The sequence below is a fragment of the Pseudonocardia sp. genome (assembly GCF_035305885.1).
Classification (GTDB): domain Bacteria; phylum Actinomycetota; class Actinomycetes; order Mycobacteriales; family Pseudonocardiaceae; genus Pseudonocardia.
The window spans coordinates 1-11,950 of the sequence record NZ_DATGOP010000047.1; the positions used below are offsets into that span (position 1 = coordinate 1).

General features: G+C 73.0%; 5 protein-coding genes. 4 read left to right on the plus strand and 1 reads right to left on the minus strand.

Going from position 1 to position 11,950, the window contains the following annotated elements; translation table 11 throughout:
* Positions 1 to 10,626, minus strand: a 10,626-nt coding sequence (locus VKZ81_RS08530; RefSeq protein ID WP_324240905.1) for a preprotein translocase subunit SecA, incomplete at its 3' end; no start/stop codon positions are given.
* Positions 10,627 to 10,642: 16 nt separating this feature from the next.
* On the opposite strand from VKZ81_RS08530, the gene VKZ81_RS08535 reads away from it, so the two are divergent.
* The 4 genes from VKZ81_RS08535 to VKZ81_RS08550 all read left to right on the plus strand — a co-directional run.
* Positions 10,643 to 10,837: a hypothetical protein gene (locus VKZ81_RS08535; protein WP_324240906.1), complete on the plus strand. Its 195-nt coding sequence runs from the start codon at positions 10,643 to 10,645 to the stop codon at positions 10,835 to 10,837.
* Between the two features lie 12 nt (positions 10,838 to 10,849).
* Positions 10,850 to 11,005 (plus strand): hypothetical protein, encoded by a 156-nt coding sequence (locus VKZ81_RS08540; protein ID WP_324240907.1) that lies wholly within the window; start codon positions 10,850 to 10,852, stop codon positions 11,003 to 11,005.
* Positions 11,006 to 11,065: 60 nt separating this feature from the next.
* A complete protein-coding gene (locus VKZ81_RS08545) occupies positions 11,066 to 11,578 on the plus strand; it encodes a hypothetical protein (protein ID WP_324240908.1) in 513 nt (170 codons plus the stop codon).
* A gap of 87 nt (positions 11,579 to 11,665) precedes the next feature.
* Positions 11,666 to 11,950 (plus strand): hypothetical protein (locus tag VKZ81_RS08550; RefSeq protein WP_324240909.1); only part of this gene is annotated, 285 nt, incomplete at its 3' end.

Consider the following 11,950-nt stretch of genomic DNA (forward strand, 5'->3'; position numbering starts at 1 on the left):
GATCGACTCCACCAACTCGACCGGCACGCCGAGCGTCTCGGCGACGGTCTCCAGCTCGTCGCGGGTGCGGCTGGTCCCGTCCGGCGGGTGGAGCACCCACCGGATGCCCGCGTCGAGCGCCTCGAACAGCTGCGCCCGGTAGTCGGCCACCAGTTCGCGGGCGTCCGCCACCCGCTGCTGCTCGGCCGCCAGCTCGCGCCGCAGGTCGCGCCGCACCTGGAGCCTCGCCGCGGCCCTCGCCACGGGCCCACCGTTGCCGGCCAAGCCGATCTCGGCGGCCAGGCCGGCCACCCATGCGCCGCGCCTGCGGGCGGCGGCGACCACGTCCGGGAGCGCCCGGATGACAGCGCTGCTCACCAACGCGCCGCCCACCGCCACCGCGGCGGCGGACGGGCCGACGCCGGCCACCAGGAGGCCGGCGGCCGACGCCACGACGGCGCCGGCGAGGGTAGCCCGCACCGACGGCGGCCCGCGGCCCAGCCGCACGAAGCGGTAGGCACCGAACACCCCTGCGACCACCGCACCGATCGCGGCACCTGCCGCGAACGCCGCCCCGCCCGTCTCGCCGACGATCGCGAGCACGCCTCCCGCGGCGGACCCGGCACCGGCGATCGCCGCGGCGACCCGCGCCCAGCCACGCGCCGGAGCGCGCTCCGGCTGGTCGGCCGACGACCTCGTGTCTTCGATCCGGTCGGCCGGTTTGCCGCTACGGGTGCGCTCGACGTAGGCGAACCCGGGGACGCGGCCGGCCTTGATCCGCTCGACGATGGCGTCCTTCCAGGACTGCGGCAGCCACGCCGGCAGGTCGGCCGCGAACTGGCCCACCGGGCGGCGGGACTCACCGCCCATCGCCCTCGACACGAGGGACTCGAGCGAGCCCGGTGCGAACGCGTCGTGCGGCAGCGTCGACCTGGTCGAAGGCTCGTCGGGCAGCTCCCGCAACGCCGCGAGGAGCCGCCGCTTCGTGGACTTCGTCCAGCTCAGCCCGTGCTTCGCGGCGAACGTCCCGATCGCGCCCGCGGGGGCGGCGTGGCCGGTCCAGCGGCCGACGGCGATCAGCTGGCGGAGCTCCTCCGCGGACAGCGAGCCGCGCTCGGCGAGCCGCACGAGGTCCGCGATCACCTGCTCCGGGACGTTGCTCCCGATCAACCGGCCCAGCTGGTGGCGCAGCTCGGCGTCGGCGACGCCCTGCAGGTCGGCGTTCGCCTCGGTGCCTTCGCCGCCGTGCTGCGTCACCCCTGCCTCCAGGCGGGCGAGCAGTTCGCGGACCTCCCGCTCCTGCGCGGCGACCGCGCGGGCCGCCTTGGTCGCGGTCTCGGCGGGCAGGGTGACCACGAGCGCCTCGAGGCGGTTCAGGAACGCCGGGTTGTCCAGGACGCCCTTGAAGTGGTTCGGGTCGACGTGCAGCCGGGTCAGCACGATGCGCTGGAGCATCGAGACCAGGTGCTGCGCCTCAACGGCCGTCCACTGGGCAGCGCCCCACTCACCGGGCAGCGCCCCGGCGACGTCGATCGCGTCCTGACCGATGCCCGCCACGGTGGCGATCGCACCGGCGAGATCGCCCGCCTTGATCTGCTCACGCGCCCGGGCGACCGCCGCTCGGGTCAGCGCGAAGGTGCGTTCGGCCTCGACGTCCGCGCCGACCTGCGTTCCCGGGTCCGCGGCCTGCGCGGACGGGAGCGTGAGGACACGGGGGCGGACCCGTGCGAGCTCAGCGCGGAACGCGCGCTGAGCCGTGACGAGGGCGTGCTCGGCGGCGCACACGTTGCTGCAGACCTGCTCGAGTTCGGCGAGCCGGGCAGGCAGGCCGGCCCCGCGGAGACCACCGGATTCCGCGAAGTCGTTCAGCGCTGCGGCGAGCCTGCGGTCCGCCTCCTGGACCGCGCGGGCCGCCTCACCGAGCCGCCCTTCCGCGATCGTCCCGACGAGCTGCTCGCTGACGTTGTCCGGGCGCAGCTTGCCCTTGACGGTCAGGGCGAGCTCTGCGGCACGGAGCCGGTCGGCGCGCACCTGCGCCTTCTTGATCATGCGGTTGGCCAGCCGGAGGCGCCAACCGGTGAGCTCACCCGCGCTGAGCTTCTTCAGCAACCGCAGCAGGTGGCGGTTGGCGAACGTGGCGAGCTGCGGGTCGTCCAGGGAGAGCGACTCGCGCCACGTACCCGGCTGACCGTTGCGGCCGAACCGGCCACCACCCTGCATCACGGCCCGCCGGGTCCCGAACATGCTCACGATCTCGACGTGCCCGCCGCCCTTGGCGATCAGCATGTCGCGGACCGGGTTGGGCGCGCCGGGCGGGGCGTAGCCGCCGAGGGAGATGTCGGTGCCGCGCCCGAACCGGGCGGTCGCAACGGTCACCGCGAACGGCCTGCCGGCCTCGGCCTCGGCGATGGTCTCGTAGAGCCGGCGCGGGGTCGTCGCGTTGACCACCCGCGGCTCCACCGGGTGCGGTCCGGTCGCCAGGACCTCCTTGATGATCTTGGCGACGCGGATGGAATCGGCGATGTCGCGCACCAGGATCAGGAGCGGGCGCGGGTCGCCCCGACGGTGGGCCTCGAGGATCTCCTCCGCGACGCTGCGCGCCAGCGTCGCGGAGTCGGCGAAGACCCGGCGGGGCAGCTCCGCGAGCCGGCGGGGGTCGTAGGTCGCGATCTCGACGACCTCGAGGCGGTAGACCTTGTGCAGCGCGGTGGCCGCGTCCTTCGCGGTGCCCGTGATGCCGCGGTAGGACAGCTGCGCCTCCAGGTACTGCAGGAGGGTCTCCTCGGACACCGTCCGCAGCGGCGGCTTGATCGTCACGCCCTCGAGGGCGTCGATCCACCCGTGGTCGAACCAGCGGTTGTCCGGCACCGCCTCGCCGTTGTCCCGGTCGACGACGACGGTGGCGTCGCCGTCGCGGAAGTAGTCGCGGTTGTACCGGTGGTGCCAGCCGGACGTCAGCGCGTCGGCGATCTCAGCGACGTGGCGCGGCGCCAGCTCGCCACCGAGTCCGACCTTCTCGGCGAACTCCCTGGCCTGCTCCGGGCTGATCCGCACGCGGCCGTCGACGATGTCGTACTCGCCGTGCTTCTGGTAAGCGCGCGCCAGGTCGGCGATCGCGTACATCTCCGCGGCGTTGTCGACGGTGCCGTCGACCTGGGCGCCCAACCGGTACGCGGTGCGACCCCAGTCGATGGCCAGCATGTCGACCTCGTCCATGACGACATGGCGAGAGCCGAACCGCAGGTTCGGATCGTGCTTGCCGCGCTGCCAGTCGGCGACCAGCTCGCGGGCGGAGCCGTAGACGACGTCGGCCGCGTAGATGTCGCTCAGGTGCGGGGGCGCCTCGGGCGTGCCGTGGAACCCGTCCGGGTCGCGGGTGCCCACACCGGGCCGGGTGGTCCTGCCGGGCTCGCGGAACGCGGTGGTGATGCCGAGCTCGTCGGCAACCTTCTTCGCACGTGCCGCACCCGACCGGGCCAGCGTGCTGTTGTGCGTGATCACCGCGACCGGGTCGCCCCCGAGCGCCCGCGTCAACGCCCAGATCCGGGCCACCAGGGTCTTGCCCTCGCCCGTGAGCATCTGGACGACGACCCCTCTGGGCAGGTGCCTGCGGAGCGCCATGAGGGCCCGCAGCCCGCTACCGCCGGTGGGCGCGCTGTCCAGCGCCAGCACCGCCGCGATCTGGACGTCGCGTGGCGTCTCGCCGATCTTGCGTCGGTTGGCCTCGCACACGAGGGCGCAACGCTGGACGTCGTTCAGCTCCTCGAGCACCTGGGCCCGCTGCGCGGGATCCCGCAGCCGCTCGACGAGCTCCTCGTAGCGCCTCGGGTTGTTGCGCCACTCCGCGAGGAGCGCCTCGATCTCGGTGATCTTGTCCTGGTTGGGCCTGAGCGTCTCCTCGACCTGGTCGGCGTGCGTGTGGAGGACCTTCAGCTCCTGCGCGAGCTGGTGCGCCCTGCTGCGGGCGGCGCGGATCGCGTGCTCGAGGGCCGCGCGCTCACCGTCCGCAGCACCGGCGAGCCGGCGCTGCAGGAACTCGACCTTCGCCTCGGCAAGCGCCTTGTCCGTGAGCGTCTGCCGCCACAGCGCTTCGAGCGCGGTGACGGAGCCGCCGCGCCGGACTTTCGAGGGTGCTGCCGGGCGGTGCTCGACGAAGACGACTCGCGCGTCTCCGTACTCGTACTCGACGACCTCGTAGTCCTGGTGCTCTCCCTTCTCCTGCTGGAGCTGACGCCGGTGCTCGATCTGCTGGCGCAGCTCGTCCACGGTCATGCGCTTGCGGAACAGGCCGGTGCGGATCTTGCGCGCAACGGCCTCGATCGGGCGAGCGGTCAGGTTCTGCATCGCCCGGGCGAGCTTCCTCGCCGAGATCGGCTTGACCGGCCGCCCTGGGGGCGGCACGCCGGAGGCCGTGCCCGTCACCGGGTTCGGATCGAGCCCGAGCCCGGACGCGTTCACACCGCCGTTGCCGCCACCGTCGGGTGCCTCGCCGGGGGAGCCGTGGCCGCCGGGCGGCGGCGGGGCACCACCGTCACCGCCGGACTGGCCCGGGCCACCGCCCGCGCCCCCGCGAGGCGGCACCGGCGGCAGCGTGCCGTCGCCGCCACCGGGCGCCGGCGGGGTCGCCGGGCCGTCGCCCCCATCCGACGCGGCCGGGGTGGCGGGGCCGTCGCCGGCGTCGGGAGCCGCTGCGCCGGTACCTGCCTCAGCCGAGCCGTCCCCGCCGAGGCGGACCGGCATGTCGGCGCCGTCACCGGTCCCGCCAGGCGGGGGGGCGATCGCCTCGCCGGCCTCGTGGGCGCTCGTGCCGAGCTGGCGACCGAGCTCCGGGCTCCACATGGCGCGCAGGATCCGGCGCACGTCCCCACGCTTGACCCCGAACTCCGTGGCCTTCTGCCCCACCCGGGCGGTCTGCACACCGCCCAGCTGCGTGAGCGAGATCTCGAGCGCCAGCGCGGTGTTGCCGGCCACGCGCACCGACCACTGGGCGAGCTCCAGGCTGATCCGGAACTCCGCGGCCAGCTCGGCTGCCGTCGGCGTATTGCGCTCACCGCGTGCGATCTCCCCGAGCCGGGTGACGAGCGCGGGGTTCTCAGCCGCCTCCAGGAGCTTGCGCGCCTCGGCGGGGGAGAAGCCGTGGTCGCGGACCAGCGACTCGACCGACGGACGCACGCCGCCCTCGGCGATGCGGCCGAGCTGCGTCATCAGTGCGATGTTCCGCGTGACCTTCAACACGGTCCTGACGTCGCCGCGACCGAGGCCGAACTCGCGCGCCAGCTGACCCCGGGTGAGCACCCGGTACTCACCGCGGGCGATCGCGTCGAGCCGCTCCGCCAGCCCGCGGGAGCCCGAGATCCGCAGCATCGTGTCCGCCTCGGCGCGCGTCATCCCGAACTCGCGGACGAGCGTCTCGACCACCGTCTCCCGCGGGGCCTGCACGAGCTGGCGGATCCGGTCCATGACCGAGACGCGCTGGCCCCCCACTTCCGCACTGCGCGTGGCCATCCGCGTCGCGAGGCGCGCATCGGAGCGCGAGATGCCGAACGTCTTGGCCATCTCGTCGATCGACAGCGGCCGAACCGTACCGTCGACGATCTTCGCGGCGAGCTCCGAGAGCCCGCGCAGGGCCGCGACCCGCTGGGCTCCCTTGGCGAGCGACGTCCTCACCCCGTGCGTCGCTGCGAGCGTGCGAGCCGACTCGACGACCGCGCCCTGGTTGTTGACGCGCTCGACCAGGCGCGAACCCTTGACGGCGTTGAGCACGTCGCGGGCCTGTCGTTTGGTGATGCCCAGCCGGTGGGCGAGCTCCGCGGCGGTTTCGGTCGGTGTGGTGCGCTGGTTGCGCATCCAGTTGACCACGCGGAGGTTGGCCTCGGCGTTTTGCTGTTCGAACCGCGCGCGGGCCTGTTTGCGGCTGATGCCCTCGGCCTTCGCGATCTGCCGGACCGACATCGGACGGCCGGGAGCGCGCTGCGGCCCAGCGGGGGTTGCCGGGACGGCCGAGGCGTCGGCGAGCGCCGGGCCGAGCGGACCGGGTTCGACGAACCGCTCAGCGCCCGGCATCCGGCTCGCCATCGGCGCGCCCGACTTCGTGAGGCGGGGGAGGCCGATCGCCTGGAAGCGGAACACCTTGCCGGCCCCGCCCAGGGCGACCGGCATGCCGAGCATGCCCGCGCTCATCGCGAGGTTGCCGAAGGCCGCCCACTTCTCCCCGGGCGTCATGCGGTCCCAGTTGCGCGCGGTGGTGACCACGCCCTCGCCGAACGTGTAGCCGAACGCCCCGAACGCGAGGGCGTTCGCGCCGTACGACACCCGGCTGCTGGTGGTGGCGGCCGTCAGGCCCAGCATGCCGCGCCAGGTGGTGCTCGACGCCGCCTGGGCGCTGCTCCACGCGGCCTGCCAGCCCGGTGCGGCCGTCACCCCGCGCTGTAGCGCGGTCGCCCCGACGCCCCTGACGCCGAGACTCCCCCCTAGTCGTGCTGTCGCTTGTGCCGCACCGGCTGTCGCGGCCTTCACCGCGACCCCCACCCCGACGACCGTCAGCACGTTGCCGGCCAGGTTGAGGTAGTCCGCGCGCGCCGCCGGGTTCGACCAGCTGTTGGACTGGCCGTGGTTGTTGCGGTTGACGATGTTGCTGACCGCGTCGTAGGTCGTGTACGCGATCCCGCCCGTGATCAGCGCGGTACCACCGACCGCCGCGGCCGCCCCGAGCGGCGATGCCGCCCCCAGCGTGGCCAAGGTGGCGATCCCGCCCCCTGCCCACAGCAGGACACCGCCGACGACCATCGCCCCGCCGACGACGTAACCGCCGAACTTGTCCCACCAGCTGGCGGGGGTGTGGCCGGATTTCTCGACGATGCGGCAGCCCTCGCAGCTCGTCGGCGCCTCTCCCGTCTCGGGGTCGAGGCCGTCCTCGGTGAGCGCCTCCAGCTCGTCGAGGTTCTCCACGGCGATGAGCGTGCCGTCCTCGGAGAGGATCTCGTTGTTGTCGCGGAAGTCCTGCAGCGACCCGAAGTGGGCCCCCGTCTGGTCGATGTAACGGTAGGAGCCGTCCTCCTGCTTGACCCGGAACAGGGTGATCGCGCCCCACGTGCCGTCCGGGTTCTCGTACGGCATCGTGATGGCCTGGGCTCTGCCGTCGGCCGACAGCTCCTCGATCCGGTTCTGCACGTCCTCGGGGTTGGCGTCCGGGCCGATCAGGCTGGCGATGACGTCGTCGTCGCGCCAGTCCGTCTCGCGCGGGAGGAGCTCGGCCTCCTTCATCTGCGGGGTGACCCCGAACGCGGCCAGCGCGGCCTGGTCGTCGAGGCTCATCGTGTCATTGATCTGGTCCCGGAAATGCCCGTCGTAGCGCTTCCAGTCGTCCAGGAACCGCGCACCGGTGTGGATCGCTGCGAAGTCCCCGAGCATCGTCGAGGGCAGGTACCGGCCGCCGAGGAGGCTCTGGTTCGGGCCGATCGGGTCACCGGGCTCGTAGTTGCGCGGAGCCTCGAACCTCCGATCGCGGACGTAGTTGTACGCGACCTCGGTCAGCCTCGAGAGGACACCGAAGGTCTCGGACAGCTCCTTCTGGCGCGGTTGGGACGACGCGGACAGCCGAACGTACAGGTCGTTGACGCGGTTGTGCCGGTCGTACGCGCTGCGCAGGTCCCTCGCCCAGGACGAGTTGCGCGACGCGTCGGCGTACGCGAGGTCGGTCTGCCGCAGCACCTGTTCCGCCGCATCGATGTCGGCCTGGTACGGCCGCATCGCGACCGCGATCTCCTCCTGCTCAGCGGTGATCGCGTTGTGCTCGCGGTTCAGCCAGATCGCCTCGCCGGTGTTCGGCCCGCCACGCCCCTCGATCACTTGTGCGGCGTGGTTGAACCGTGCGATGCGATCGTTGAGCCGCGCGATGCGCGGGCCGAGCGCCTGGTGCATCTCCAGCTGCGCGTTGTTGAGGTCCTGCTGCTGCTGGGAGACGACGTCGATCGCGCGCCTCTGCTGGCGGTCGGCCACCTCGGGGTCGCTGCTGAGGGGCTCGCCGAGCAGGTGCTCGATCAGGTCGGGGTCGTTGCCGACCTCGGCGTTGGCCGCCCGGTAGTCGTCGAGCGTCCAACCGGCGGCGCGCATCAGCTGCAGCCGCGTCTGCGCCGGCTCCCACTTCTCCAGCAACCCGGGCGCCTCGCGATCGATCGCGTCGCGCACCGGCTTGATGTCGGCCCACTCGGCGTCGTCGATGTAGCCGTCGTCGGCGAGCGCGTTCTCGGTGAGATCCGCCAGGTTGTCGATCGGCCCCCGGAGCTCCTCGTACTCCGGGGCGAGTTCCTCCTGCGTAACGGTGTCCTCGAACCAGGACATCTGCACGCCGTCGCGCTGGGTCTGCGACAGCGGCAGGTCGCGGTTGTAGGCCTCGAGAACCTCCTCCTCACCGGCGCCCGCGAGAGTCTCCAGCTCCGAGGCGGTCAGCGGGCTCCGGTCGTCCGCGTCCCGGCCCGGCAGGAGCTGCTCGCCGTTCGGGCCCTTGAGCTCGGCCAGCTCCCGCGCCATCTCCTCGGAGATCTGCAGGCTGGGGTCGAGCACGGCGGCCATGGCCCCGTTCGTCTCCGGCGGCGCGTCGTACTCCCTCGCCCCGTGACCCGAGCACGCGCCCGAGCCGCCCACGCAGAAACGGCCGACGTGGGAGCCGTCGTCGTTGGGGTAGAGCAGGCCCATGCGGACCGGGACCCACTCGCCGGTCTCCTCGTTCTTGACGACGGTGGCGTTCTGGTAGTGGCCCTCCTGGTTCACGCCCCAGCAGCCGCCGCCCTCGCCAGAGGCACCGCAGATCGCACCGCCGCCCTGGCCCGCGCCCTCGCCGTTGGCGTCCGCGAGGGACCGGTTGTACTGCGTGAAGCCGCAACGCCCGCCCGAGCCGGCCTTGCAGGTCTGCTTGTCACCCCACGGCGTGTACCGGGAAACGAGCCCGTTGCTGTCGTCGAAGAGCGTGACCGAGCCGTAGCCGTTCGGGAACCGCCCCTCGCCGGTGGGAAGCTGCTCGGTGATCTGACAGTTGTCGCACCGCGTCACCGGGTCGTACATGTGGCCGTTCGAGCCGTCGCTGTAGACGCCGGGCATCGTGCGGACGCAGTTGCCCTCGCACCACAGCGACCCGCCCTTGCCGTTCTTGTCCGGGGTGGTCGCCCTGATCCCCTTGCTGAGATCACCGCCGGTGATCTCGATCCTGAAGAACTCCGTGCCCGGCCGCTCGGAGAAGTTCGGGTTGTTCGTCGCGTTGTAGTTCGGGTCCTTGAACTTGATGTACCCGGTGGTGCCCTTGATCGAGTAGATGCCCGGCGTGCTGAGGTCACGCCCGCGCCCGATGATGTCGGTGACGCCGGCGGGAAGGTTGTCGGCGTGCACCACATCGCCCTGGTCGTTGGTGAACTCGCCACCACCGTGGAACTTGATCCGCGCCGGCGCGCCGGACCCGTCCTGGGCCTGGATCTGGCCCCAGTTGCCCTCGACCACCAGGTGCTCGCCGGTCGGCGACCACCACTCGCACCCGCCGTTGCAGGTGCTGGCGAACGGTGAGCCCTTCTTGTTGCCGAACCGGATGTTGTTGACCTGCGACTCGGCCTGGGCCCTGCGGGTGAACACGATCCGGTCCCGGGTGCGGCCGTCGATCGCTTCACCCCGACCGCGCACCCACGCCTCGGCGTCGCCCTCCGCGTCCTGGGCGATCCCGACGCCCTCCGTGCCGCGCACCTGGTGCCGCTGGTCCGGAGCGCCCTCGACCGGCATCGAGGCGTAGAGATCGCCGTTCGGGTTCCCGCTGTCCCGACCACCGGTGATCCCGTCGAGGCTGTGCTCGCAGGTCGTCCCCGCAGGGCACGGCGCGAAGCGCGTGATCTCGTCGGTGCCCCGCGGCTTGATCTCGACGATGGTCCGGCCCTCGTCGTCCTGGGTCACCCGGACGGCCGCGTGGTCCCGGTCGACGTCCTCGATGTCGATGGGGTTGCCGTTCTCGTCGACGAAGATCCCGAGGCCGTCGGTGTTGATCTCGGCCGCGATGAAGTCGAGCCCGGCACCGCCCTTGGTGCAGCCTCCATCACCGGTGCAGCCGGCGTCTGCGACCCCGTCCGGGCCCGCGATCGCGACTGCCCACGCACCGCAGCCGCCGTTGCCGGAGCCGGAGCAGGTCGCCCACTTCTCCGCCGTGTACTTGCCGTACGGCGTGTTCAGCTCGTCGTACGCGTAGGCGTGTGCGGAGTAGGAGGCCGTGCAGTTCGCGGCGCCCGAGCAGCTCGCGCCCGCGCTGGCGAAACCCTCCTCGGCGTGCGCGTAGGCCGACACGGCGACCCCGCCGCCGCCCATGCCGCCGCCGCCGGAGCCGTGCGCGTACGCCCTCGCCCAGGAGCCCGACGGGTGCGATGCCGAGGCCGACGCCGTGGCCTCGTAGTAGTGGCTGCAGTGCGTGCCCGGGCTGCCCATGCAGGACGCCGCGGCCTGGGCGAAGTTCCCGCCGCCCGTCGCGGAGGCCGTGGTCATGACCATGCCGCCGCCCGTGGTGCCCGAGCCGTAGCCCGTGGCCGTCGCGAACGCACCGGGCGCCGATGCCGAGCTGTGAGCGCGGTAGGAGTACGAGCAGCTCGAACCCGCGCTGCCCTGGCAGGAGGCGGCCGCCATCGCGTGACCCGGACCGGTGTCCGCCGCCGCGCTCGTGGCGCACCAGCCCGCGCCGGCCCCGCCCTTGCCCCCGCAGGACGCGTTCGCCGTGGCGCGGTTGCCGCCGGTGGCACTCGACGCCTTGCTCGACGCCGCGAACGTGTGCGTGCAGCCGGAGCCCTCGCTCCCCTGGCAGACCGCCGAGGCCATCGCCTGCTCGTCGCTGGTCTGAGCGGTGGCACTGGTGGCGCACCAGCCCGACCCGGCACCACCGGTGCCCCCGCACGTCGACTCGGCGACGGCCTTGTTGCCGCCCGTGGTGCTCTTCGCGGCGCTCGACGCCGCGATGCTCTGCCGGCAGGTCGCGCCCTCGCTGCCCTGGCAGGACGCGGCGACCTGAGCGCCGGCAGCGGACGCCCCGACCTGGCTGACGCCGGTGCACTGCCCGTTCGCACCCGCCGTGCAGTCCGTGCTCGAGGACGCGCGGTTCACCCCGTTCGCCACGACCGCCTTCGCGGTGCCCTCGGTGTGGGTGCGGCAACCGGTGCCGGTGCAGTTGCTCGCGACCTCGGTGACCGCGGAGAGGGCGAACCCGCTCGTGGCCGCCTGGCACACACCGGCGGCCGCGCACGTGGCAGTGGCCTTCCCGCGGACGGTGCCACCCGCAGCGACGGTCTCGGTGGTCGACGAAGTCCTGGTCGCGCAGCCCGACTTCGTCCCGTTGTCGCACATGGCCGCCACCTGGGCCGACGTGGAGACGAATCGGCTCGCCTCGTCGACGGTGGGAGCGGTGAGCACGGTGGCGGATGCCGCGCTGACCTGCGCCTGGCATGCGGTGCTGCCGTCGCAGGTCGCGGAGCCGTTGGCAGTGCTGTGGCTGCTGCGACCGTCCTGCTGCGCCTTCGCGTCGGCCGTACCGGTCACCCGGCCGACGCAGCCCGCATCGGGGCAGAGGATCGTGGAGCTCGACTGACCGCTGCCCGAGACGCCGGGAACCGTCTTCGGCTTCTCACCCTGGGTCTGACCCGCGTCCCGGAGGGTGGTCGCGGCCGCCGTGCTGGTGACGGCACATCCGCTCGCGGCGGAGGTGCACGTCGCGTCGGTGCGCGACTTCCCGGCCAGCCCCGACGTCGCACCCGTGGTACGCGCGGTGCAGCCCGGGCCTGCGCACTGCGCCGTGGCGGCGGACTGGCTCGCCGTGGCCGGCGCGTCGGTCACCGGCTTCGCGGCCAGCTTCGCGGCCTCGGTGGCGACCTCGCGCGCTTCCTTCGCCGCGGCGGCGGCGTCGGCGGCGGCCTTCTTCTGTGCGGCGGTCGCGCCCGGGCGGGCGGCGACCTTCGCGGCC